We start from the raw sequence: 25,402 nt of genomic DNA, 5'->3' as shown, positions 1-25,402 counted from the left end.
ACTCAGCATATGGGTGGGCGGCAGCGACTTCTTGCCGACCTGCATCATCTAAGGATCGGGATCTCTCCCGCGCGGGGATCTGCACCCGGCCCACCCGCCATCAATGCCCGTGGTTTCGGGCCTCCCGTGGCCCAGTCCAGTAACTCCACGGTATGCAGGATCGGGATATCCGTGGCGGAGCCGATCTGCATCATGCACCCAATATTGCCCGCTGCGATCAGATCCGGTTGCTTGGCTTCCAATGTCTTCACCTTACGGGCCTTCAACTCAGCCGAAATTTCCGGCTGCAACAGATTGTAAGTCCCGGCCGAACCGCAGCAGAGGTGACTGTCGGCAGGTTCTACCACCCTGAAGCCTGCGCGCTTCAGAAGCGTTTTCGGGTGGGTCTTGATCTGTTGCCCATGCTGCAAGGAACAGGCCGCGTGATAGGCTACTGTTGTTTCCTTATCCTCCCCTTCGGGCAGGTCCAGCTGCATCAACAGCTCGGAGATATCCATAGCGATGGCCGAGACCTGCGCCGCATCCTCTGCCAGCGCGTCATTGCGGAACATATGGCCATAGTCCTTGACTGTGGTGCCGCAGCCCGAGGTATTGATAACAATGGCGTCCAGCCCCTGCCCGTCAATTTCGTCTGTCCAGGCACGGATGTTCTTCGCGGCGGTGGCGTGGCTTTCTTCCTCGCGCCCCATGTGATGGGTGAGCGCTCCGCAGCAGCCCGCCCCCTTGGCCACCACCACCTCACACCCCAGCCGGGTCAGCAAACGGATGGTGGCATCATTGATATCGGTATTGAGCGCTTTCTGAGCACAGCCTGTCATCAGGGCAACGCGTTTTCTACGCGGCGCTTTGGGAGCAAAGCTCTGGGGGTCATCATTGCGGCTCACCGGTGGGATATGCCGCGGCACCATATCCAGCATGGCACGCAAACGGGCATCCGGCATGAGCCCCTTGAAAGGCTGTGCCAGCTTGGCCCCGATCAGGGCGAGACGGAACCGCCCCGGATACGGAAGAATCCGGGCCAGCAACCAACGCAGGGCACGATCACTCCATGGCCGAGCGTAGTGTTTGTCGATATAGGCGCGCGCATGGTCCACAAGGTGCATGTAATGCACCCCCGACGGGCAAGTGGTCATACAGGCCAGACAGCTGAGGCAGCGGTCAATATGCTTGACGGTTTTGGCGTCCGGCACCCGCTCGTTCTCCAGCATATCCTTGATCAAGTAGATCCGACCGCGTGGGCTGTCCAGCTCATCGCCTAGCACCTGATATGTCGGGCAGGTCGCCGTGCAGAAGCCGCAATGCACACAAGACCTGAGGATTTCATTTGCACGCTGGGTGCCCGGGTCGCGCAGCTGTTTTTCGCTGAATGTCGTCTGCATCGTCTACCCCATCAGTCCCGGATTAAGAATGCCGCGCGGATCGAACTGGCGCCGCAGCCCCTCAGATATCGCGGCGAGTGGTCCCGGTTGCGGCTGGAATTGGCCCAGCTCTGCCCGTGTCTGCATGCTCGCACGTACCAAAGTCGCATGACCCGGCACCGTCAGCCGGGATCGCAGGTCCCTGCCGGTCGGAACCAACGCCCAGATCAGGCCTCCGCCCCAGTCGAACAGCAAGCCCTCCGCCTCCAGCGCAGGCGCCAGTACGATTGCATCCGATGGTTTGACCGAGATTCGCCAGACATCGCCAGGCCGGTCATGAAACGCCGCGACATCGCGGATCCCCTCCCACAGTGCATCTCCGGCGCCAAGGGTAAGGCTCACCTCTCCAAATCGACCCAGCGCCTCTTTCAAGGCCTCTGCGCGATAAGTTACGGAGGCCTCAAACCCCTCAACCCGAATATAAACCGCGCCCGCTTCGGGGTCATGGGCCGCACCGGTTACATCATAGGGTGAGCCGAGTGCCGTCGACATCGCGACAACCGCCGACGCCAGATCCGCGACATGCACCGTCACCGTCGTGCAGGCCTCCGAACACGGCAGGACCTTCAACGACACCTCGCTCAAGACCCCCAGGGTGCCATAAGAGCCGGCCAACAGCTTCACCAGGTCGTAACCCGTCACGTTTTTCATCACCCGGCCGCCATTGCTCAGCACCGCGCCGCGTCCATCGACAAAACGCACCCCCAACAGGAAATCCCGCGCCGCACCGCATTGAATGCGCCGGGGGCCAGAGATATTGGCAGCAAAAACCCCGCCGATGGTCGGCGTTCCTGTGGTTCCAAACAGCCCGCGATGATCCATTGGCTCAAAGGCCAGGCGCTGATTTTCCCCTGCCAGCAGCGCCTGCACCTCCTCCAACGGTGTACCCGCCTGCACGACCAGCGTCAGGGCTCCGGGCTCATAAAACGTGACGCCGTTGAGACCGGCCACGCTGAGCGTCTCACCGTCCGTCGAGAAACCACGGGTACCGCCGCCGCAGACGGCCAGAGGCGCTGTTGCCCCTGCGATGATCTGGCCCAGTTCGGCCTCGCTCTGAGGTGTCATTCTTTCACCTTTCCAAAATACTCTGGGGGTCGTGGGGCAAAGCCCCCGCCGCAGACCCGCACAGGGTCTGCCATAGGCCACTGTCACAGGGGAGTCGCTGCAGGGGTTCGACGGCTTTGCGTGGTCGAGAGGGGGAAAACCTTGGCCGGGTTCAGCAACCACTTCGGGTCGAACACATCCTTCACCCGCAGCTGTGCCTCAATATCCGCAGCGCCATATTGATCCAGCATCAGATCACGCTTTTCGATCCCGACACCATGTTCCCCTGTCAAGCAGCCACCGACCTCCACGCAGAGCTTCAGGATTTCAGCGCCAAGGGCCTCGCAGGTTTCCAGATCGCCGGGCTTATTAGCATCAAACAGGATCAAAGGATGCATATTGCCATCGCCCGCGTGAAATACATTGGCGACATCCAGACCAAATTCCTTGCTCATTTCTTCTATACGGCGCAGCACATAGGGCAGCGATGTGACCGGGATCGTGCCGTCCAGACACATGTAGTCATTGATCTGCCCCATCGCACCAAAGGCCGATTTCCGGCCCAGCCAAATGCGGGCGGCCTCATCGCTGTCGCGAGCCTCGCGCAGTTCCACCGGATTGTGCGAGCGGGCGATCTCGGTGATCAGCCGCAGCTGGTGGTCGATCTCCGCATCGCTGCCTTCGACTTCGACGATCAGCAGGGCTTCGCACATCGGATAGCCTGCCTTGGCGAAGGCTTCACACGCCTCAATGCAAGGGCGGTCCATAAATTCGATTGCAACCGGCAGCACGCCTGCCTTGATGATGTCACTGACGCAGGCACCGGCGACTTCATTGCTGTCGTAGCCAATCAGCACCGGGCGCGCACCTTCGGGTTTGCGCAGAATACGCAGAGTAGCCTCGGTAACTACCCCCAGCTGTCCCTCGCTGCCGCAGATCACACCTAGCAGGTCCAACCCACCAGCATCGAGATGGGCGCCGCCGATTTCCACAACAGTTCCATCCATCATCACCATGGTCACTCCCATCAGGTTGTTGGTGGTGACGCCATATTTCAGACAATGGGCACCGCCGGAGTTCATCGCGATATTGCCAGCAATCGCACAAGCCAGCTGCGACGACGGATCCGGCGCATAGAAAAACTCTTCCTCCTCCACCGCACCTGACACGCTCAGATTGGTGCGCCCGGTCTGCACCCGTATAATGCGGTCGTCGTAATCCGTTTCCAGAACAGCATTCATCCGCGCGACGCCAAGGATCACGCAATCAGCCGTCGGCAGAGCGCCACCGGCAAGTGAGGTGCCCGCGCCGCGCGGCACCACCGGAACACCAGCCGCATAGCAGATCCGCAACACATCAGAGACTTCCTTGGTCGTGCGCGGCAGGACAACCAGCATCGGCGGACATTTATATGCCGTCAGCGCGTCGCATTCATAGGCGCGGGTCTCCGCCGGGTCCTGAACCAGCGCATCATCCGGCAAGACCGCCGCAAGCCGCAATGCCAACTCCGTCTTCTGTGACAACACTGTCTGATCTGGGATGGGCATATCCATGGGGCTCTCCTGTGGATGCGATGTTTGGTAAACTAATATTACCAATTTTCCCAACTGGCAAGCCCGCAGTTCTGCAGCTAGGGTCACCACATGACCCTGCTCGACCGTATCACCCTGTTTTCACCCGCTGATCTCGCAGCCTGCGTGTTTTTGATCCTGTGCTGGCTTGGCATTGGATGGCGCATCGAAAATGCCACGGCAGAAAACCCTTCCGTCTCTGGCCTGATGGCAGAGTTCCGGCATGCCTGGATGATTCAGATGGTGCAACGCGAGCCGAGAATCTTTGATGCACAATTGATCGCCAATCTGCGACAGGGCAGCGCCTTTTTCGCCTCCGCCTCTATGATCGCCATTGGCGGCGGGCTCGCTTTGATCGGCAACACGGATCAACTGGCCGGGGTCGCGCAAGACCTGAGCCTGGAGAGCGCGCCAGCCTTTGTCTGGGACGTCAAAATCCTGATGGTACTATTGCTGCTGTCGAACGCATTTCTGAAGTATGTCTGGGCGCATCGTTTGTTCGGCTACTGCTTTGTGCTGATGGCGGCGGTGCCCAACACCGATGCAGACGCACGCGCCTACCCCCGCGCCAGTCAGGCAGCAGATCTCAGCATTACCGCAGCGCGCAGTTTCAACCGCGCCATGCGCTCGACCTATTTCGCGCTTACCGCCGTCGCTTGGCTGATCGGATCCTGGGCGCTGGTTGCAGCCACTCTTGTGACCTTCGCTGTACTCTACCGCCGCGAGTTTGCCTCACAATCACGCAGCATATTGCAACGTGTACCCGCGAACACGACGCCGCCTGCGCCCGGCGCAACCGTAGGCACCGACCGAAGCAACACGCAGATGTGACCGCGACAGGATGCGCGTCACGCCTATACTCGGGCCATGATCCGACGCATCACTCTTCTCTCTCTGATTTGTCTGCCTGCGGTGGCGCTGGCAGATGATCCGCAAATAACCGACGCGACCGCACAGCAGACGGGCGACAGCTGGCGTATCAGTGTCACACTAACCCATCCGGACAGCGGCTGGGACCATTATACGGATGGCTGGCGTGTGCTGGACACCAGCGGCAATGTGCTCGGCCTGCGAGAGCTGGCGCATCCGCATGTAAACGAACAGCCCTTCACCAGGTCATTGGCTGGTGTGGCAATACCGGAGGGCTTGGATACCGTGCTGATCCAGGCCCGCTGCAATGTTGATGGCTGGTCCGAAGCAACCTATGTGCTGCCTCTTGCCTGCTCCTCCTGCTGACGCCAGCGACGACACCACTCTGCTGAGGAGTCTTATAGACTAGACCCGATGATACGGGCTGCCTGCCAGAATAGTGGCGGCGCGATAGATCTGCTCTGCCAACAGCACCCGCACCAGCATATGTGGCCAGACCATCTTGCCCAAAGAGATCGAAAAATCTGCCTCAGCACGCAAGCTGGGGTCAATTCCATCCGCTCCCCCGATCACGAAGGCCACATCCTGGCGGCCGGTATCACGCCAATCGGCAAGGCGTTTTGAGAAATCAGGCGAACTCAGCAACTTGCCGCGTTCGTTCAATGTACAGATGACAGCCCCCTTGGGGATTGCCTTGCGCAGCAGCTCCGCCTCGGCGGCCATGCCTGCGTTTTTCTTGTCCTCGACTTCCACAATGCGACAAGGGCCCAGACCAAGGGCCCGGCCCGTGCGGTCGAAGCGCTCAATATAGTCGTCGATCAACTGCTTTTCCGGACTGGCCCGCAGCCGCCCGACCACACAGAAATGAACTTTCATGAGGACACTTTCGATACAGGCCCGCGCCAGGCGCATAATACGCTCTGCACGGGCCGATCTGATGGAACCGGATCCGATCTGGGGATCAGTTCTCGCTCTGGGCGGGTGACGTGCCCGCAGGCAGCCACATTTTCTCGAGCTGATAGAATTCGCGCACTTCCGGACGGAACAGATGGACGATGATATCGCCGGTATCGATCAGCACCCAGTCGCCGGTGTCTTTGCCTTCGACCTTGCAGACCATGCCGTAGTCCTGCTTCAGGCGGTCAGCCAGCTTTTCAGCCATAGACGCCACCTGACGGGTCGAACGACCCGAGGCAATAACCATGTGATCGCCAATAGCCGTTTTGCCGCGCAGGTCGATCTGCACGACATCTTCAGCCTTGTCGTCATTCAGCGAGGAAAGAACACGCGCCAGCAGCTCATCGCTGGTTGGCTGTGATTTGGTAGCCATTACGGCCACTCCGCGGCCAGCATCTGGGGCCGCCTGAGGTTCGGGTGACAGGACATTGTCCTCCTTATAACGCGCCGCCGGTCCCCCGGCGCTGGGGATGCTTTAATGTAGCAAGCCATATGCGGTTTTTCAATGAACCTTGACGGCCGGCTGCTATGCGCGCCGCGCAGGCGTAAGATCAGCGTGAAATGACAATTTAACTGGCCACCTCCCCCGTCGGCACCTGTCTCAGTCCTGCATCGCCACAGGCAAAGCCTCGTTCAACACGCGCACCTCCCGCTGCGGGAAGGGGATCGAGATTCCAGCCTCCTTGAAGGCGTCCCAGAGTGCCAGATAGACATTCCCGCGGATATTGGTCAGCCCGCCAGTGGGGTCGCTGATCCAGAACCGCAACACATAGTCCACGCTACTATCACCGAACCCGATGATATGGCAGACAGGGGCACGTGTCCCGCCGCTCAGAATACGGTCCACCCCCTTGGCAGCCTCTATCGCAACGCGGCGTACCTCATGCGGGTCATCATTGTAAGCCGTGCCAAACTTCAGATCCAACCGAACGAATCGATCGGAGTGAGACCAGTTCACCACCTCATTGGTGATAAAATCTTCGTTCGGGATCAGATATTCACGCCCATCACGAGTCACCACCGACACATAGCGCGCACCGAGAGAGTTGATCCAGCCGAAGGTCTCGCCCAGTGAGATAACATCCCCCGGCTTGATGGATTTATCTAGCAGAATGATGAGGCCCGATACCAGATTGGACACGACCTTCTGAAGGCCAAAACCGAGGCCAACACCGATGGCACCAGACAGGACTGCGAGGCCCGTCAGGTCTATTCCGATCGCCTTCAATCCAATAAAGAAGGCACCGCCAAGTAGCAGGATCTGCGCCAGTTTAGCACCCAGAACCTGCATTGATGGTGAAATGTCCGGATTGTTACGTATCCGGTTCGCGGCAACGGATGAAATCGCACGCGCCAGCGTGAGCATCACGCCGAGGATGACAATCGCCTGGACTATCAGGAACAGGGATATCCTAAGATCGCCAAAGTGAACCGCTACACTGTCGAGAAAATCCGTCGCCTCAGTCGTCAGGCCGAGAATCCTGAGGGTAACCCAGGCCCAGGCCCCGTATTTCACCAGCTTGCGAAGCAGCGGGTTGGCCACAAGGCGGGTGGCAAAGGACACGATCAGCCAGGCGAGGGAAAGATTGGCGATCACCACCAAGAGCCGCGACCGACTGGGCCAGGTCACCTCCTGCATGATCAGGACAGTGGTCCAGATCAGCAGGACAAAGAGGATTCCCCTGATACGCTTATGCAGGACAAGCGCGGCCCGCATTCGCCATCTCGGCCAGCCCGTCTGGCCGCGAAGCCAATTGTGAAAGGCCCCGGCGATGGGGCGGGCCAAGACTGCTGCAAGCAGCAACAGACCAACCGTAATCCCTAGCTGATAGGCATTCCAGGGTCGCAGCAACACCTCAGCAGAATCAGCCAGGAAGCCCCAGACCCGCTGCCCGAATTCAATCGCCTCGGCTGTCCCCTCGGCCAGCGCATCTTTGGTTTCGATCTGTTCTTCCGGATCCATAGCGCCCCCTTCGTGATCGAAGTCTGCCGCCCCTTTCCACAGGGATCAAGACAGGACATCGGCCACCGCCCGCCGCCGTTGCACAAACACCTTGTTCACTGCATTTCAGAACGAATCTTGATTGCCACGCCCAGCGGATGTATCTGACAGCCATGACCCTCGTTTTGGCCCATCATATAGAGCTGCAAGATCGCGCACGCTTGCGCGAACGGTTCTTTGGTGCCGCCCGCACGGTCCTGGCGCGCCTATAAGGCTGCGATCCAGCCCTTTGCCAGCTTACTCCAAAAACTACGGGAGAGGACCTATGTCCCCCAAGACGCTCTACGACAAAATCTGGGATGCGCATGTTGCGCATGAAGCAGAAGACGGCACCTGCCTGCTCTATATTGACCGCCATCTGGTTCACGAAGTGACCAGCCCGCAGGCGTTTGAAGGCCTGCGCATGGCAGGCCGCAAGGTACACGCGCCCGACAAAACCATTGCTGTGCCAGACCACAACGTGCCGACCACACTCGACCGCGCCAAAGGCATCGAGAATGAGGAAAGCCGCATTCAGGTCGAAGCACTCGACAAGAATGCCCGCGAATTCGGCGTACATTACTACCCCGTGGATGATGTCCGCCAGGGCATCGTACACATCGTCGGCCCGGAACAGGGCTGGACCCTGCCCGGCATGACCGTGGTCTGCGGCGACAGCCATACAGCAACCCACGGCGCCTTTGGCGCGCTGGCGCATGGCATCGGCACATCGGAAGTGGAGCACGTGCTGGCGACCCAGACGCTGATCCAGAAGAAATCCAAAAACATGAAGGTGGAGATCACCGGCAAGCTGAAACCAGGGGTGACCGCCAAGGACATCACCCTGGCCGTCATCGGCGAAACCGGCACCGCCGGCGGCACCGGCTATGTTATTGAGTATTGCGGAGAAGCGATCCGCGATCTTTCGATGGAAGGCCGCATGACCGTCTGCAATATGGCAATCGAGGGCGGCGCGCGCGCCGGTCTGATCGCCCCGGACGAGACCACGTTTGACTATGTCAAAGGCCGCCCGCACGCCCCGAAGGGCGCCCAGTGGGAAGCCGCACTGAATTGGTGGAAAACCCTCTATACCGACGAAGGCGCTCATTTCGACAAAGTTATCACCCTGAAAGGTGAGGACATCCAACCCGTCGTGACTTGGGGCACCAGCCCCGAGGACGTGCTGCCGATCACTGGTGTTGTTCCGGCACCTGAGGATTTCACCGGCGGCAAGATTGAGGCAGCCCGCCGCTCGATCGAATACATGGGCCTCACTCCCGGCCAGAAGCTGACCGACATCGAGATCGACACCGTGTTCATCGGGTCCTGCACCAACGGCCGCATCGAAGACCTGCGCGCCGTGGCTGATGTCGTGAAGGGCAAGAAGATCAAGGACGGCATGCGTGCCATGGTCGTACCCGGCTCCGGGTTGGTCCGCGCCCAAGCTGAGGAAGAGGGCATCGCCGAGATCCTCCAGGATGCCGGTTTCGAGTGGCGTCTTGCGGGCTGCTCCATGTGTCTGGCGATGAACCCCGACCAGCTGTCCGAAGGCGAGCGTTGTGCCGCAACCTCCAACCGGAACTTCGAAGGTCGTCAGGGCTACAAGGGTCGCACCCATCTGGTGTCCCCAGCCATGGCTGCCGCTGCTGCCCTGACAGGCAAGCTGACCGATGTGCGCGAGCTGAACTAAGGAGCCAGCAAAATGGAAAAATTCACAAAAATCCAAGGCATCGCTGCCCCCATGCCGCTGGTCAACATCGACACCGACATGATCATTCCGAAGGTGTTCCTGAAGTCCATTCAGCGCACCGGTTTCGGCAAGAACCTGTTCGACGAGATGCGCTATAACCGCGACGGATCCGAGATTGCCGACTTCGTGCTGAACAAGCCGCAGTATCGCGATGCCGAGATCCTGATTGCGGGCGACAACTTTGGCTGCGGCTCATCGCGCGAACACGCGCCTTGGGCGATTGCCGACTTTGGTATCAAATGCATTGTGTCCACATCCTTTGCGGACATCTTCTTCAACAACAGCTTCAAGAACGGCATCTTGCCGATTGTCCTGCCGCAAGAGCAGGTAGATCTGCTGATGAAGGACGCGGAAAAAGGTGCCAACGCACGCATGACCGTCGATCTGGAAGCGCAGGAGATCACCACGTCTGATGGTGAGGTGATCAAATTCGACGTTGATGCGTTCAAAAAGCACTGCCTGCTGAACGGGCTCGACGACATCGGTCTGACCATGGAAAAATCCACCTCCATCGCCAGCTTTGAAGACAAAGCTTCGCAAGAGCGCCCCTGGGTCTGAATCGACATCAGGTAACCTTCGATATCACAGCGAAAAGCCGCCCTCATGGGCGGCTTTTTATCTTGCGTGCTATGCTCCAGCAGCAGACAGCCACGCGATCTGCTGCCCATGCGGACCGGTCCATGCCAAGGGCTGACCGTCCTGCATAAGTAAGAACATATCGTCCCGAGACTGACCTGCACGGGCTGCAAACTGAGGGAAGACGCGCGGTCCCTCATTGCTGATCCATATTGCGTCACTCTCAAGCATCTGCTTGGCGAAAGCATCCCGCCGCTGTTGACCCGCGACATAGGTCAGAACTGCGGTGTGAAAGACGACGACGGTTGCATTGGCCGGTGCCTCAGCAATCAGCGCAGGCAGGTCCTGCGTCAAATCTCCGGAAACCACACGTGGCGGACAATGCTTTGCGACCGAAATCGCAGACCGCAGTCGATCAAGGCGCAGCTGATGTTCAGGCCAGACCAACTGCTCCAGCCAGGCCATGTCAGCATCACAACTGACATCAAGAGGGTTCAGATCCAGCCCCGCCCTCCAGATGATATCAGGGTGCGCCACCGGTCGCGGCGTACCCGGTGACGCGCTGCACTGAAAAATCGGAGAGCGACGTGCAAACTCCGACGGCGGGGACAGCTTATGGTCGCCCCAGTCATATCCATAGACATCCGGCAACAGGCACAGACCAGCGGAGGCGCCCACCTCAATCAGCGCGATCGGTCCAGTGATCTGCGCCAAAAGGGGCAGCAAGACAGCACAGCGTCCCGGCTCATTTGTTTGCGTCGTCCGTCTTCGCATGACCGCGGCGACTTCCTCGGCCCGGTCTCGGATGACCCTATCAAATGCCTCCGAACAGGAAATCTCACCTGCAACGTGGCGCACTGCCGCAAACAGCAGGTTGGGTTGCTGGCGATCCGCAGGCAGCACCGACAGAAAGCCGAGACAGTTTTGCGAGTGAGCCACATGCAGCGCCAGCCTCTCATAGATGGGTGACTGACCTGCGGCCTCAAACTGTGCGAATCTGATGTAGCGTTCCGCAATATGATGAATCATCCCAGCCTCCAACTAAACCACGAGCAGCACGCGCCAAACGTGACCTCCCCCGAGTGGCCCTACTATCCCGGCCGTGCGGCCCTGCCACAACATCTTGTGGACGACCGTATAAACCGTTGTTTTTATTCGACCCCAGCCACGATCACTGATGCAAACCAGCACCACCCTACCACCCAAAACACACAAAACCCTGCTGAAACTCTGGTGCGAACTTGAGCAATATCCCGCTGACAGGCACAAATAAGGCGGAAATGAGGCAGCGCTCAGCAGAGACATTTCACCAAGAAATGCATGCGGGCATCAAGTTGGAACAACGGCACGGCAATGCACCGGCCAGTCCAGTTTGAAGGGATCGAGGCGTGATAGCACGGATTACAGGCGCGGCCATCCGCGGCATCTTTGTTGCATTGTTGATTGCAATGCCATCGCTCCTGTTGCCGGATGCAGCGACACGATCACCCGAGGTGATCGCTCTGCTTGCCATCCTCGCCGCAGCGCTGACCTTCGCCGAGTATTTTTCAAGCTATCCAAGTTTCGTGGAGTTTCGCGAGGCTCCTCCGCTGAACAGAATGCGGTTCATATCGCTGGCCCTGATCGTCATTCTGGTCAGCCTAGTGGCCCGTCATCCGATGGAAGCCACCGCCCTCACCTCGCTGGTCCATGGTTTGGCCTCAGGGCTGGGCGACACACTTGATTTTGCGTTTTCCCCGATCCAGCTGACCGGTTTGATGATGCCTGCCCATGTGGCGCCAGATCTTATCACACAGGTGATGGCGGCAGCGGCGCTCAGCTATATGATTGCCCTCACCACCATCCTGGGTTTTGCACTGGCGATCCGGCTTCGGGACTGGCCGCTCGGCAACGGGCCTTTCAATGTCTGGACCAATCTGCCTCTCTTCGACCCCACGACCGGCGGCGATGTGGTTGAGCGACTGCAACGGGATGCCCGGATCAATATCGTTGGTGGCGTGCTTCTGCCCTTTGCGCTGCCTGCAATGGTAAAGCTCGCCTCCAGTGTGGTGGATCCCGGCCTGCTGGCGGCCCCGCAGACCCTGGTCTGGGTCGTCTCTGCCTGGGCCTTTGTTCCTGCGTCGATGATCATGCGCGGGCTCGCGATGCTGCGGATTTCAGATCTGATCGCACAGAAGCGCCGCGCGGCCTATGCCAGTTCAGAGGCATTGCAAACCGCATGAGACAGCTGGCCACGCTTCTGCTGGCCGCTCTTCTGCCCTTGATCAGCCCTGCCGACGCAGACCCTGCAAAGACGTTGCGCATCGCCAGCTTCAATACGGAGCTGTCCCGCAAGGGCCCCGGCCTTTTGTTGCGAGATCTGCAACGCAGCAAGGATCCGCAGATAACCGCCATTTTGCAGACCCTCACCGAGGCCGATGCGGATATACTTGTCTTGCAGGGGATTGATTGGGACTATGAAGGCCGCAGCGCAACCGAACTGCGCAACCTCCTGGCCAAACGCATTCCCCGTTATGGCCATATCTACGCCGCGCGGCCCAACACTGGCATGCAGACCGGGCGCGACATGGACGGTGATGGGCGATTGGGTACCGCACGGGATGCACAGGGCTATGGCCGCTTCACCGGGCAGGATGGCATGGCCATCCTCTCTCGACTGCCTATTCTACGCGATGACGTGAGAGATCTGTCTAAGTTGCTCTGGCAGGACTTGCCCGGCGCCACACTGCCAACCGACTCCAATGGCCCCCCCTTTCCCAGCCGTGACGCGCTGGCAGCGCAGCGTCTGTCTACAACCGGGCACTGGGTTGTCCCCATCCTGCTGCCCAGTGGTGAACCGCTATCAGTACTGGCATTTCAGGCAACACCCCCGCTGTTTGACGGGCCGGAGGACCGTAACGGACTGCGCAACCAAGACGAAATCAGGCTTTGGCAGGTCCTGCTGGATGGTGGGCTTGGTCCCAGACCAGCCGAACCATGGGTCATCGTGGGCGGGGCCAACCTCGACCCGGAGAAAGGCGCCGGTCGCCGCGCGGCCATCGCCGACCTACTTCGCGATCCGCGCCTGCAAGATCCACGGCCACGGGATAATGCAGGACACACAGATACCGTCAACTGGGGCACATCCGGGTCGATGCGTGTCGACTACATCCTGCCTTCACAAGCGTTGCAGGTTGTCGCGTCAGGGCTGATATGGCCTGCTAACATCCCGGCCACAGACGGCGACACGAACCGCCCTGCCAGCCGTCATGCGCTGGTCTGGACAGATTTGAATATTCCGTAGCAGTTTCACTGCAACAAGATGGCGAGAATACCGCCCTCTCAGCCATAAAAACAAAGCGATTAGCCGCTATATGCCCCCGAAACATTGACCCAAGTGCGATGTGCCGTTACCCCGACAGCAACGCTTTCAAGGAGTACCCATATGTCCAATCCATCGATTCTGATTCTGCCCGGCGACGGGATCGGCCCCGAGGTCATGGCCGAGGTCCGCAAGGTCATCACCTGGTATGGCGAAAAGCGCGATCTACAGTTCGATGTGAGCGAGGATCTTGTTGGTGGTGCCGCCTACGATGTGCATGGCAAACCGCTGGCGGATGAGACCATGGAGAAGGCGCAGGAGGTCGACGCCGTCCTGCTAGGCGCCGTAGGTGGCCCGAAATACGACGATCTCGACTTCTCTGTGAAGCCCGAGCGCGGCCTTCTGCGTCTGCGTAAGGAGATGGATCTCTACTCCAACCTGCGCCCGGCGCAATGCTTTGACGCACTGGCGGATTTCTCCTCCTTGAAAAAGGACATCGTTGCCGGTCTCGACATCATGATCGTGCGCGAACTGACCTCAGGTGTCTATTTCGGTGAGCCGCGCGGCATCTTTGAAGAGGGCAATGAGCGCGTCGGAATCAATACCCAGCGCTATACTGAGAGTGAAATCGAACGCGCCGCACGGTCTGCGTTTGAACTGGCCATGCGCCGGAACAAAAAACTCTGCTCGATGGAAAAAGCCAATGTGATGGAGTCCGGCATCCTGTGGCGCGAAGTGACCACCCGCGTCTCTGCCGACTACCCCGAGGTCGAGCTGTCCCACATGTATGCTGACAACGGCGCGATGCAGCTGGTGCGCGCGCCCAAGCAGTTTGACGTGATCCTCACCGACAATCTCTTTGGCGATATCCTGTCCGACTGTGCCGCAATGCTGACCGGCTCTCTGGGCATGCTGCCGTCTGCCTCGCTCGGTGCGCCGATGGCAAACGGCCGACCCAAGGCGCTGTATGAGCCGGTACACGGGTCCGCGCCGGATATCGCGGGCCAAGGCAAGGCAAATCCGATTGCCTGTATCCTGAGCTTTGCGATGGCGCTGCGCTACAGCTTTGATCAGGGGTCCGAGGCGGACCGTCTGGAAACTGCGGTAGAGAAAGTTCTGGCTGATGGTCACCGCACCGGCGATCTGCTGGGCGAAGAAGGCGTCTCTCCGATCAGCACGTCTGAAATGGGCGATGTGATCATCGCCGCCCTTGACGCCAGCCTCTAAGGGCTTCGGCATAAATCGCGGCGCGGGCCACCGATGGCCCCGCCGCATCAGCCTCAGACCGGTCGCAAACCTGACACGCGGCAGCCAGACCACGCGCCGATTGGACGGTGCGATCCGCGACAATCATCGGTTTTTTTAGTATTTCCCTGACAGTGTTAGCGCTATGGTGCAGGCTATCTGCCGCGTTTTGCAGCCATCCGGATAAGCCTATGAACATAAAAGCCGCTCTGCTTGCCCTCTTGGCCTATGCGATTTTTTCCACTCACGATGTGGTGGTCAAGATCCTCGGCGCCGATGTGTCGCCGGTTCAGTTGGTATTCTTCAGCAGCCTGTTATCCTTTCCTCTGCTGGTTCTGATGCTGGTGAAAGATGCGACTCCTGGCCATCTGAGACCTGTCCATCCCTGGTGGATGGCTGCGCGGTCCGCAACAATGGCTGTGATCCCTGCCAGCGCCTTTTATGCTTTCTCCGAACTGCCGCTGGCGGAAACCTATGCGTTGCTTTTTGCCACGCCGCTGCTGATCACTCTGCTGTCGATCCCGATCTTGGGCGAACGCGTTGGGCTGCCGCGATTGGCAGCGGTCGTGGTCGGCTTTGTCGGCGTAATGGTGGTGTTGCGCCCCGGCGCAACCAGTTTTGGCTTGGGTCATGCAGCGGCGCTTTTTGCCTCTTTTTGTGCCGCCTTCCAATCGGTCGTTCTGCGTAAAATCAGCGCTGATGAACGCCGGGTCGTACTGATGATTTATCCGATGCTGATGACCTTCGCGGTGATGGGATTGGCGCTGCCTCTGGTCTATGTTCCACTGGAAGGCGTGACCTTTGGCGGCATCGCGATTGTGGCCCTGTTTGGCTTCTGCGCAACCCTGCTGACCGTCAGCGCCTATACCATCGGTGAGGCCGCGATCGTCGCCCCCATGCAGTATTCGCAGATCATCTGGGCCACTCTTTTCAGCGTGGTTCTCTTCAACGAAAAGGTCGATTTGATGACATTGGTCGGCGCCGCCATCATCATCGCCAGCGGCATTTTTATTGTGCTGCGAGAAGCCTTTGGCGGGCGCTCCGACAATACTCCGGTTCTGCGCACCCGGAGCCGTGGATATACTGCGGGCGGCACCAATGTATCACTCATGCTGAAACGGCAAAGCGAGGATAAACCAGCGGAATAGGGCTTGCATATCCAATTCCTGCCGTGTAATTCCGCGCCACGGTCGGAGCGTAGCTCAGCCTGGTAGAGCACTGTCTTCGGGAGGCAGGGGCCGGAGGTTCGAATCCTCTCGCTCCGACCAATAAAACAAGGCGCCCTAAGGCGTCTTTGTTGTTTTCAGCGAAGTTGCCGCAACGACATTCGCAACATTTCGTGCGGTGGATGTGCGCATTCGTTGCCAGGGCGCGTCAAATTTTCCAGTCCATGATCCCGGCGGCCTTCTTCAGCGCATCCGGACTGTAGGATCGGTAGACGTTCTCCAAGGTTTCGCGCGAGGTAGCAAAGTAGGCTGTCGCGTCTTCCAGGGTCATGCCCCTTTTGAACGCCCAGGTTACTACCGTATGCTTGAGGGTGTGGGGCGTTACGTCCTTCAGTTCGGCGCGCTCGACAGCGGCTCGGAAGGCCTTATCGATCCGGTGTATCGAGGTGTTCTTGAAGGACACCACGTGGCTTCCCTCCTGAACCCAAGTTTTCATTTCCTCGTGGAGCGTGGCGGGCATCCTGACCAAGCCTTTGCGCTTCTTGGTTTCAGCCTCGGCCTTGCCGAGAAAATGGATCACACCAGTGTCAAGGTCGACCCAACCACTATCCAGGGAAGGCATCCACTTCAGTCGCGTGATCGCCGTCTTGCGGCGCCCAGTATAAAGCGCAATCTTGATGAACCTCTGGACGTGCGGTGCGGAAGCGCCCAACAGACGCTGCACTTCTTCCTCAGTCAGCCAGCGGTCATTCGCACCCCCCTTTTCCGGCAAGGTCACAATCGGAGCATAACTGATCCTGCGCGTCGCCAAGGCGTATTTAACCGCGGCATTCAGCGTCGTCATCTCGCGCCGAACGGTCCAAGCTGCACATTTTCTCCAGGCCGTGTAACCACGACACCTATCGATGTCGATTTCCGACACTTTCAGGTCACCCCAGTAAGGCGACAGAGCCTGAATTGTGTATAGTAAACGGTCCTTGTCGCGCACCGTCTTCATCTTGGCTTCACCGTAGTGCACCAGGACTTCGCCGACGGTGATCTCACCCGGCTCGTAAACATGATCATCCTGTCGTCTCTTCCGTGCGATGTAATCACTCAGGACTTCTTCTGCTTCCTTATGAAATCCGTCACCAAAACCTGTCCGGATCTGCTGTCCTCCGTCGAGGATGACCCAAGCGCCATCGTCTTTGCGCTGGAAGAGTCGGGCCGGTTTGCGTTTGCGTGGCATGTGGAAACGAACCTCGCCAGTTCTTCACGTGTCATGTAAAAACGCTGCCCAATCTTGGTCGCGTTAATTTGTCCATCGTGGATCATCGTCCTAACCGTTCTGGACGAAATGGTGCGGTGCAAAGCTGCTGCAAAATCTTCAACAGTCAAAAACGCTTCGTCAGCTCTCATGCTGGCCTGCCTGGGTCGGCAAGAACATCGGCAGGGTGTTGCAGAACATGCTGATGGTAAAGGATCGTTTCTTGCGGGCCTCATGCTGGATGCTTTTGCTCATTGCGAGAACAACTCCTGTTTTCATGTTAACAGAATACTCTATAGCAACTGCGACTTCGTATGCGCACCAAACCCCAAAGGAAAATATTAAATATATGATTTTAATGAGCAAAATTCGATCATAGGTGTTTCAGGAATTGTTTCAGAAGCTGAAAAATCTTAGCGGCTACGTGCTTCCGAAACACGGTCGATGAAATCAACAATAGGTTGCGCAAGCCACTATCCGCACTTAGAAATTTCCCACGCAGTCAATTTTGGCTTCGCCAAGACAGAACTATCAAGAACGGACTTTCCATGAACCCCACCGAGATCTTCGAAGCCCTGGAACAGATCTCCGACAAACCGTTCGACGCTGACGAATTCCCGTTCGATTTTGCCCAGGCCACGGATGTCGCCCAGGCGGCTATTGCTAAGCTGCGCAATGGCACGACCAATAAGTCGGATCAGCCCGGCGGCGTCCTGGTCAACAAGAAGTTCCACTTTGCGCCTGCCATGTCTGGCATGGCCGATGTCACCCTGGAGGCCCTGCGAAACTCCAAGAAGACCGCCACCGCCAAACCGGCGATCCTGATCGCCACCGATGGCGAAATGGTGGCTGCCCAACAGCGGGTTAGCGGAGAGACCCTGCATTGCCGTTTTGACGAGATCGGGGACAAATTCGGCTTCTTCCTGCCTGCTGCGGGCAAGGAACGCTATGAGGCAGCCGAAGAAAACCCGATCGACGTCAAGGTCACCGCCAAGCTGGCCAAGCTCTATGACGCTCTGGTGCGCAAGAACCCGGATTGGGCCAGCGACGCGCGTCGGCATGAGATGAGCCAGCTGATGATGCGGCTGATCTTCTGCATGTTTGCCGAGGACGTGGGCATCTTCCCCGATAACCAGTTCAGCCAGATCCTGTTCAACCATGCGGGCAACAAGGGCGAGGAAGCACGCGAGGTGATTATCGCTTCCTTCACCGCCATGAACCAACCCAAGGACAAGCGCAGCGATCTTCCTGCCTGGGCGGGTGACCTGGAATATGTGAACGGCGGGCTCTTTGCGGGATCTATCGACGCGCCCGTCTTTGACGTGACCGCCTATCGCTATCTGCGCGATGCCTGTGATGAGGATTGGCGCGAGATCAATCCGGACATCTTTGGCTCCATGATCCAGTCGGTGGCTGATCCAAAACAGCGCAGCGAGCTGGGGATGCACTACACCTCGGTGCCCAACATCATGAAGGTGATCGGGCCGCTGTTCCTGGATGATCTTGATGCCGAGATAGTGAGGGCTTGGGAACGGCCCAATGGCCTGCGCAGGGCGCTGACGCGGATCGAGGGGATCCGGGTTTTTGACCCCGCCTGTGGATCAGGCAATTTCCTGGTCGTTTCTTACCGTCAGCTGCGCGAACGCGAAATGCGGATCCTGGAGCGGCTGGAGGAACTGACGGGTGAGAGCACCAAGGAAATGTTCTCGGCCGTGAAAATCGCCAATTTCCACGGGATCGAGATCACCGATTTCGCCGCAGAAACCGCCAAGCTGGCGCTGTTCATCGCGGAGTATCAGGCCAACGCGGTGTTCAAGGAGGTTTTTGGACAGAGCCCGCCCAGCCTGCCGCTACGCGAGAGCGCCCACATCGTCTGTGACAACGCCCTACAGGTGGATTGGGAAGAGGTTTGCCCGCCGCCTGGAGAGGGCGAAGAGGTGTTCATAGCAGGCAATCCGCCGTTTCTTGGAAAGGGCAAGAAAGAAACTCAGCATCTCCAGGACATGGAGTATATCTTCGGTGACCGGCTGAAAAAATATGGATATGTCGACTATGTAGGCTGCTGGTTCCTTCTTGCTTCGGATTTTATTGCAGGTAGAGCTGCCAAATTCGCACTGGTTGCCACGAACTCGGTTTGCCAAGGTCGTCAGGTTGACCAACTGTGGCCTGCGCTTCTTTCCAAGGGAGCTGAGATCTTTTTCGCACATACAACCTTCAAGTGGTCTAATAACGCCTCAGGCAAGGCTGCAGTCAATTGCGTTATCGTAGGTCTGAGAAATCCGAGCACAGGAACCACCAGAAGGCTTTTTTCGGATGGGGTTGTTCATGAGTGCGATCAGATAAATCGGTATTTGATTAACGCGGTGGACGTGCCGGTAGCGAGTGCTCCAAACCCAATATTTAACCTTCTTCCAAAGATGGTAACTGGTAGCGTCCCCAATGACGGGGGAAATCTGATCCTGTCCAACATTGAGAAGGCCAACCTGCTGGGCGAAGCACCCAGCGCTACCCAGTTCCTTCGACGTTTTGCCGGATCAGAAGATTTTATCAAGTCGCTGGACCGTTGGTGTTTGGCGATTGACGACGATGCTTTGCCTGAAGCAATGAAGATCGAAGAGGTCTGTGAGAGGACACGGCGGGTCGCAGAAATCCGCAAAGTGAGTAAAAAGAAGGAAACCAGAGAGTTTCTTTCAACCGTGCCCCATCGCTTTCAACATGTAGGGCCGAGAGTTGGCTCCCCCACGATTATTCCCTCTGTGAGCTCAGAACGGAGAGCGTGGTTCCCTGTAGGAAAGCTTGAGCGTGGCGCTGTGGTTTCCAACTTGGCATTTCTGATCCCGGACTCTCCCGACTGGTGCCTTGCCCTGATTGCCTCTCGCATCCATTTGATCTGGATCGCAACCGTCTGCGGCAAGCTGAAATCCGATTTCCGCTATTCCAACACTTTGGGTTGGAACACCTTCCCTGTGCCAAAGTTCTCGGAGGAACAGCTTGAGGCACTCAATGCCTCGGCCCGCAAGATCCTGAAGTGCCGCTATTCCCATTACCCAGCGACCATCGCCCAGCTCTATGACCCGGAGAAGATGCCCGACGACCTGCGCGCGGTGCATCGGGAGAATGATGATCTGTTGGAGACCATGTATATCGGGCGGCCCTTCCGCAATGACACCGAACGGCTGGAGCATCTTTTCAAGCTCTATGCCGCCAAGATCAAACAGATTGAAAAACAGGCTGCGAAAGGCAAGCGCGGCAAAAGGAGCAAATAGATGGCTCAGATGCTCAATGTGACCTACGGGCGCTCGAAGTCCTCGACCAACGCCATGGGCATGCGCGAAATGCAGGCGCGGGCCTATGCGGCGCGGGCGGCACAATTCCTGCTGCTGAAAGCGCCCCCGGCGGCGGGGAAAAGCCGGGCACTGATGCTCATCGCACTCGACAAGATGCGCCATCAGGCCCGTGAAAAGACTATCGTCTGCGTGCCAGAAACCTCGATCGGCGGGTCATTCCGCTCGACGGATCTGACCAGCTATGGGTTCGAGGCGGATTGGGAGGTCGAGGACAAGTGGAACCTCTGCCTGACTGGCGATGACGCCCAGGATCAGAAGGTGAAAGCCTTTGTCGACTTCATGGGCTCAGACGCTGAGGTCCTGGTCTGCACTCACGCCACCTTCCGCTTTGCCTATGACAAGGTGATGGAAGATCAGGGGATCGAGGCGTTTGACGATTGCTTCATCGCAGTGGATGAATTCCATCACGTCTCGGCCTCGGACAACAACCGCCTCGGCGTGATTTTGCGAGCCTTGGTGGCTCGCGAGAAATGCCATTTGATGGCCATGACCGGCAGCTATTTCCGTGGCGACGCCGACCCCGTGCTGCGCCCCGAGGATGAGGCCAAGTTCACCACGATCACCTACAGCTACTACGAACAGCTGGAGGGCTATGAGCACCTCAAGGCGCTGGGGGTGAATTACCAGTTCTACAAAGGCAACTATACCAACGGACTGGAAGGTGTGCTGAACCCGGCACAGAAGACCATCATCCACATTCCTCACCGTGGCTCGTCCGAGGCGTTCGATGACAAGAACAATGAGGTCGGAAAGATCATGGATTTCCTTGGCAAGCACGTCGGTCGGGATCCGGAAACCGGGTTCGATCTGATCGAATTGCCCGAGGGGCGGGTTCTGAAGGTTGCCGACCTCGTTGACGATGGTCCAGGGCGCGGCATCGTCAAGACGGCCCTGTCGCGCGAGATAAAGGGCGTGGATGGGAAACGAGATGATGCGGCGGATCGAGCCAAGGTGGACATCATCATCGCGCTTGGCATGGCAAAGGAAGGGTTCGACTGGGTCTGGTGCGAGCATGCGCTGACCATCGGGTATCGATCCTCGCTCACAGAAATCGTGCAGATTATCGGCCGCGCCACGCGCGATGCTCCGGGAAAGCCGCGCGCTGCTTTCACCAACCTGGTGGCAGAGCCAGGGGTCGAAACCGATGTGGTTTCGGACGCGGTCAACGACATGCTCAAGGCGATCTCTGGTTCGCTTCTGATGGAGCAGGTGCTGGCCCCGAACTTCAAGTTTTATCGCCGCGAAGACGGGGACGTGCGTGAGCCGGTGCATAGCGATGGCCAGGGCAACGTCATGATCGGCATCAAGGGCTTGATCGAGCCGCCCACTGTGCGCGCCAAAGAGATCTGCGAGCAGGATATGCATGATCTGCTGGCTGCGGCCTGCCAGGCCATGGACAAGCGGGTTCTGGCGCCTGACACGGCCCCTGAGGTCGCTACCCAGATGGTTCTGACAGACATCATCGAAACGCGCTATCCGGACCTCAATGACGAAGAAACCGAAAGCGCCCGCCAGCATCTCGCTGCGCATATGAACATCCTGACCCTTGCCCGGCAGGAAGAGCAGCGTGGGATGGCGGAGGCTGCGGCGGTTTTTGAAGGCAAGCCAACTGATGTTGACGACAACGGTGAAGAAGAACCAGAGGGTGCCCCGAACACACTTCTGCAAATGGTGAAGAAATTCATCAACGTGCGCGAAATCGACGTAGATCTGATTGACAGTGTGAATGCCTTCCAAGAACGGTTTGAAGTCGCTTCCAAGTCGCTCGACGCTCAGTTGCTGCAGCACGTCCAGTCCGCCATGGTCGCCATCCGCGTCGCCATGACCGAGGAAGAGGCACGCACGCTTTGGCCACGGATCAAGGCGTTTCGGGCTTCCGAGGGGCGTGAACCCAATCTGAACGCAGCTGATGCATTGGAGAAGCGGATGGCCGAGACCTTGGCCTGGCTCAAAACCCAGAAAGCCAAACGAATGCGTGAAGGGGCGCTCTGATGCCAAGACCCACACTTGATGACATCTTCGCCGAGCCTGACGAGTTTGGCCTTCTTCAAGTCGCCCCTCAGAAGCAGGTTGCGTCGAAATCTGACGGCGGGACAGCGGTTCTCAGCGACGTTACGCGGTTTTTCGAGCAGCACGGTCGTCTGCCGGATCCGGACGCGGAAGACCACGAAGAGATGCGCCTGGGAACCATTTGGGACAAGTTGAGGCAAGCCCCGACCCAAGACATGTTGGAGGCGGATAGGCTGGGCCTCTTGACTGCCGCAGAACCTGAACACGCGAACTGGCGCGACGAGCCAACTGAAGATGTTATCCCAGACAGTCTGGACGATATATTTGCTGATGATGATCTGGAGGTGCCAACAGAATTCTCGGACCTCCGTCATGTTACGCCGTCTGCGGAGAGGCATCAGCCAGAACACCGTGCAGAGTTTGTCCCTTGCCAAGAATTCGACCAATTCGAAGCCAAGTTCTCGCAGATTCAGGCCGCTCTAGAAGCAGGTGAGCGGAAAACCAGGATCGTTGAGAAATGGGCGATTATCGAACCTGTCGCCGGGGATGTTTTCATCCGAAATGGGCTTCTGTGCCTCGTAGTCGAGCGGATGCGTAAATCTTCAGGCGGGTTGTCTCAGGAAGACCGGTTGCGCATAGTGCTGTCCAACGGCACGGAAAGTGACCCCATGGTCGCTTCATTCCGCAAAGCGTTGAACGATGACAAAACCGCCCGTTCCGTTCAGAAGGTTGGGTTGGGGCCACTCGATCCGGAATGGGAGGCGGACCAGCTGGCCGTCACCGGGATAATCTATGTCGCAAAATCTATGTCCGATGATCCTAACATCCGGCCACACCGCGACATTCTTCACAAGATCGGTGTGACCAGCCAGGACGTGAAACGTCGTGTGGCAGATGCCAAGAATGACCCAACCTTTCTGCTGGCCCCTGTTGAGATCGTCGCAACATACCGTTTAAGAAACTTACCCAGGGAAAGGGTCGAGAAGCTTCTTCATCGGTTCTTCGAAGCAGCGCGTCCTGCAAAACTCACTGTCCCAGATCGTTTTGGCAATAAGATGCACCACCCCAAGGAATGGTTCTTTGTTTTGCCAGAGCATGTGAGTCATGCCGCAGCGTTGATCCGAGAAGGGCGGCTGCATGAGTTCTGGTATGATCCGACCAGCCAGAAAATTTCACCCAGAACCAAGGCATCGTAACCCGTCGAACTATAAGGCTGGTTAAAATTATTAGGAAAAACAAATGGAAGCACGAAACCGCACAATTGAGGATTGGTTTGCTTGGATCCGCGATGGTCATGTCGTGCTTCCCAGGTTTCAGCGGTTTGAGGCATGGGGTGGTGGCAGGTTCAAGGCATCCTGGAAAACATCCTACGCAAACCGGCACTGCCTGTTGGAGCTCTGTTGACCCTTGAAGTTGGAGAGACACCGCCGTTCCATGCGCGCCCGATTTCCGGCGCTCCACAACCCCAAGGTCGACCTGGCTATCATCTATTAGACGGTCAGCAGCGTGTTACAGCTCTCTGGCGCAGTCTGAATGGTCTATATCCGGACTTTACCTACATGGTGAACGTTGACAGCAATGAGGAGCCCGAAATCGACGCCATTCGACGGTATGACAATAAGGGGCAAAGGTATCCTCGTTGGTGCAATAGCCCTGTAGAAACCTGGAAACGGCGTCGCATACCTGTCGAAATGCTCGCCCCGGATGAAGCAGGCCGTGGTCGCTTAAAAGTCTGGAGCAAAGAAGCAGCCGCTGGTGATATGGATTTCTATAGTGAAATCAATGAAATCGCAAACGAGCTTCGAGGACGCATTGCCAAATATTCACTACCATTTCTTTCACTTCCCTTGGGCACTTCAAGGGATGCAGCGCTTGACGTTTTCATCAAGATGAATACTCAAAATACCGCGCTGTCCGCGTTCGACATCGTAGTGGCACAGGTTGAAGCGGAGATGGACGCATCACTCCACGAAAAGGTTGAGGCACTAAAAGCGGCTGTGCCAGGCGCCTCAAGATTTGGTGATCCTGGTGAAATAGCGATGCAGGTGGGAGCCATTCTTTTGGATCGACCACCAAATCGCGCGACTTACCTATCCAAGGATTTTGGGGCATCCCTCGCAAAGAATTGGGCTGATGTTGAGCGAGGCTTATTAAGGGCTATCGGCTTCCTTGCCGAAGAAAAAATATTTAATGCCAAGCTTCTACCTTCGGATCCTATCCTCTCGGTGCTGGCAGCTTTTTGGGCTACCGCGGCAGAAGGGAAGGATGCCAAAGGCGCTGCTCGACGTCTGGCTCGAAAAGCGCTCTGGAGCGGTGCTTTCTCGGAACGCTACCAAAAGACAAGCGCGACCAGAGCAGCCCTCGATGTTCGACAACTGATTGCTTATCGCGATGAGAATGGGCCTCTACCTGAACTCCTAGACCGTCAACGCACTCCACTGCCGACAGTTGGGGAGCTCAAGACCGGTGGTTGGCCGAAGACGAAAGATCGTCTTGGGCGCGCCATCCTGACTGCTTCGCTACGCATCGGCGGGTATGACTTTGCCGATGAAGCACCCTTTGGCCAAGAAAGTTTCGAAAAACGCGAATACCACCACTTGTTTCCTAAAGCTCTACTTGAGAAGAATTTCGAGAAACGTGACATATTTTGCGCATTGAATTGCGCACTAATTAGCTGGCGAACCAATCGCTCGATTGGAGCAAAACCGCCGGCAACCTATATCGCCGAACGTGCTAAAGAAATCGATATAGACGAAGCCGAAGTAAGTCGCCGCCTCAGCTCACATGCCATTCCTGTGCAAAAGCTGACAACTGGTGACTTCAATGAATTCCTTGAGGCACGAGCCAAAATGATAGAAGGTGTGATGTTGAAACTTTGCGATGGTGAAAGCGTAGGATTGCACGACGTATTTTAACCACG

The 25,402-nt window shown here is 57.7% G+C and carries 20 protein-coding genes, 1 tRNA gene and 1 pseudogene; 13 read left to right on the top strand and 9 right to left on the bottom strand.

What is annotated here, in order from left to right; translation table 11 throughout:
* Positions 1–44: 44 nt before the first annotated feature.
* From glcF to GAL_RS02225, 3 genes are all read right to left on the bottom strand, one after another.
* On the bottom strand, positions 45–1,379 hold the full coding sequence (glcF, locus tag GAL_RS02235) for a glycolate oxidase subunit GlcF (RefSeq protein WP_024095966.1): 1,335 nt from the start codon (positions 1,377–1,379) through the stop codon (positions 45–47).
* Positions 1,380–1,382: 3 nt separating this feature from the next.
* Positions 1,383–2,483, bottom strand: coding sequence for an FAD-binding protein (locus tag GAL_RS02230; protein ID WP_024095965.1), 1,101 nt, complete (start codon positions 2,481–2,483; stop codon positions 1,383–1,385).
* 83 nt (positions 2,484–2,566) lie between these two features.
* Complete coding sequence (locus tag GAL_RS02225; protein ID WP_024095964.1) at positions 2,567–4,015, bottom strand: FAD-linked oxidase C-terminal domain-containing protein; 1,449 nt, start codon at positions 4,013–4,015, stop codon at positions 2,567–2,569.
* Positions 4,016–4,105: 90 nt separating this feature from the next.
* Between GAL_RS02225 and GAL_RS02220 the strand changes: the two genes are divergently transcribed.
* A complete protein-coding gene (locus tag GAL_RS02220) occupies positions 4,106–4,864 on the top strand; it encodes a DUF599 domain-containing protein (RefSeq protein ID WP_024095963.1) in 759 nt (252 codons plus the stop codon).
* A 36-nt stretch (positions 4,865–4,900) separates the two neighbouring features.
* Complete coding sequence (locus GAL_RS02215) at positions 4,901–5,269, top strand: hypothetical protein (RefSeq protein ID WP_024095962.1); 369 nt, start codon at positions 4,901–4,903, stop codon at positions 5,267–5,269.
* A 39-nt stretch (positions 5,270–5,308) separates the two neighbouring features.
* Here the strand turns inward: GAL_RS02215 and rlmH are convergent, their stop codons facing one another.
* The 3 genes from rlmH to GAL_RS02200 form a co-directional block, all read right to left on the bottom strand.
* Positions 5,309–5,779, bottom strand: coding sequence for a 23S rRNA (pseudouridine(1915)-N(3))-methyltransferase RlmH (gene rlmH / locus GAL_RS02210; RefSeq protein ID WP_040104271.1), 471 nt, complete (start codon positions 5,777–5,779; stop codon positions 5,309–5,311).
* Between the two features lie 85 nt (positions 5,780–5,864).
* Positions 5,865–6,233: a ribosome silencing factor gene (gene rsfS, locus GAL_RS02205; RefSeq protein ID WP_024095960.1), complete on the bottom strand. Its 369-nt coding sequence runs from the start codon at positions 6,231–6,233 to the stop codon at positions 5,865–5,867.
* Positions 6,234–6,461: 228 nt separating this feature from the next.
* Positions 6,462–7,823: a mechanosensitive ion channel family protein gene (locus GAL_RS02200; RefSeq protein WP_024095959.1), complete on the bottom strand. Its 1,362-nt coding sequence runs from the start codon at positions 7,821–7,823 to the stop codon at positions 6,462–6,464.
* Between the two features lie 304 nt (positions 7,824–8,127).
* Between GAL_RS02200 and leuC the strand changes: the two genes are divergently transcribed.
* Positions 8,128–9,531, top strand: coding sequence for a 3-isopropylmalate dehydratase large subunit (gene leuC / locus GAL_RS02190; RefSeq protein ID WP_024095958.1), 1,404 nt, complete (start codon positions 8,128–8,130; stop codon positions 9,529–9,531).
* Positions 9,532–9,543: 12 nt separating this feature from the next.
* The gene (leuD, locus tag GAL_RS02185; RefSeq protein WP_024095957.1) at positions 9,544–10,149 is read left to right on the top strand and encodes a 3-isopropylmalate dehydratase small subunit; all 606 of its coding nucleotides are present in this window, start codon (positions 9,544–9,546) and stop codon (positions 10,147–10,149) included.
* 69 nt (positions 10,150–10,218) lie between these two features.
* Here the strand turns inward: leuD and GAL_RS02180 are convergent, their stop codons facing one another.
* Entirely contained in the window at positions 10,219–11,196 is a 978-nt protein-coding gene (locus tag GAL_RS02180; protein WP_024095956.1) for a DUF2332 domain-containing protein, read from the bottom strand.
* A gap of 359 nt (positions 11,197–11,555) precedes the next feature.
* Between GAL_RS02180 and GAL_RS02175 the strand changes: the two genes are divergently transcribed.
* The 5 genes from GAL_RS02175 (at position 11,556) to GAL_RS02155 (ending at position 15,981) form a co-directional block, all read left to right on the top strand.
* Positions 11,556–12,389, top strand: a complete 834-nt coding sequence (locus tag GAL_RS02175; RefSeq protein ID WP_024095955.1) for a hypothetical protein — start codon at positions 11,556–11,558, stop codon at positions 12,387–12,389.
* Positions 12,386–13,450, top strand: coding sequence for an endonuclease/exonuclease/phosphatase family protein (locus GAL_RS02170; protein WP_024095954.1), 1,065 nt, complete (start codon positions 12,386–12,388; stop codon positions 13,448–13,450). The genes GAL_RS02175 and GAL_RS02170 overlap by 4 nt, the downstream gene beginning before the upstream one ends.
* A 141-nt stretch (positions 13,451–13,591) precedes the next feature.
* The gene (leuB, locus tag GAL_RS02165) at positions 13,592–14,695 is read left to right on the top strand and encodes a 3-isopropylmalate dehydrogenase (RefSeq protein WP_024095953.1); all 1,104 of its coding nucleotides are present in this window, start codon (positions 13,592–13,594) and stop codon (positions 14,693–14,695) included.
* 209 nt (positions 14,696–14,904) lie between these two features.
* The gene (locus GAL_RS02160) at positions 14,905–15,861 is read left to right on the top strand and encodes a DMT family transporter (protein WP_024095952.1); all 957 of its coding nucleotides are present in this window, start codon (positions 14,905–14,907) and stop codon (positions 15,859–15,861) included.
* Positions 15,862–15,904: 43 nt separating this feature from the next.
* Positions 15,905–15,981, top strand: a tRNA-Pro gene (locus GAL_RS02155).
* A gap of 106 nt (positions 15,982–16,087) precedes the next feature.
* On the opposite strand, the gene GAL_RS02150 is transcribed toward GAL_RS02155, so the two are convergent.
* Both GAL_RS02150 and GAL_RS22935 read right to left on the bottom strand, forming a co-directional pair.
* Positions 16,088–17,107, bottom strand: a complete 1,020-nt coding sequence (locus tag GAL_RS02150) for a tyrosine-type recombinase/integrase (protein ID WP_024095951.1) — start codon at positions 17,105–17,107, stop codon at positions 16,088–16,090.
* Between the two features lie 59 nt (positions 17,108–17,166).
* Positions 17,167–17,277 (bottom strand): annotated as a pseudogene (locus GAL_RS22935) (hypothetical protein); the annotation flags it as partial.
* Positions 17,278–17,673: 396 nt separating this feature from the next.
* Between GAL_RS22935 and GAL_RS02145 the strand changes: the two are divergent.
* The 4 genes from GAL_RS02145 (at position 17,674) to GAL_RS02130 (ending at position 25,397) form a co-directional block, all read left to right on the top strand.
* Complete coding sequence (locus tag GAL_RS02145; RefSeq protein ID WP_024095949.1) at positions 17,674–20,391, top strand: class I SAM-dependent DNA methyltransferase; 2,718 nt, start codon at positions 17,674–17,676, stop codon at positions 20,389–20,391.
* The gene (locus GAL_RS02140; RefSeq protein ID WP_024095948.1) at positions 20,392–22,464 is read left to right on the top strand and encodes a DEAD/DEAH box helicase; all 2,073 of its coding nucleotides are present in this window, start codon (positions 20,392–20,394) and stop codon (positions 22,462–22,464) included.
* Entirely contained in the window at positions 22,464–23,678 is a 1,215-nt protein-coding gene (locus tag GAL_RS02135; RefSeq protein WP_024095947.1) for a GIY-YIG nuclease family protein, read from the top strand. The genes GAL_RS02140 and GAL_RS02135 overlap by 1 nt, the downstream gene beginning before the upstream one ends.
* Positions 23,679–23,810: 132 nt before the next feature.
* Positions 23,811–25,397, top strand: coding sequence for a GmrSD restriction endonuclease domain-containing protein (locus GAL_RS02130; RefSeq protein WP_081731400.1), 1,587 nt, complete (start codon positions 23,811–23,813; stop codon positions 25,395–25,397).
* Positions 25,398–25,402: the final 5 nt, after the last annotated feature.

The organism is Phaeobacter gallaeciensis DSM 26640 (assembly GCF_000511385.1).
In the GTDB taxonomy this organism is placed as follows: Bacteria; Pseudomonadota; Alphaproteobacteria; order Rhodobacterales; family Rhodobacteraceae; genus Phaeobacter; species Phaeobacter gallaeciensis.
Note: the sequence above shows the minus strand (reverse complement) of the source record. Positions and strands in the feature narration are given on the sequence as shown.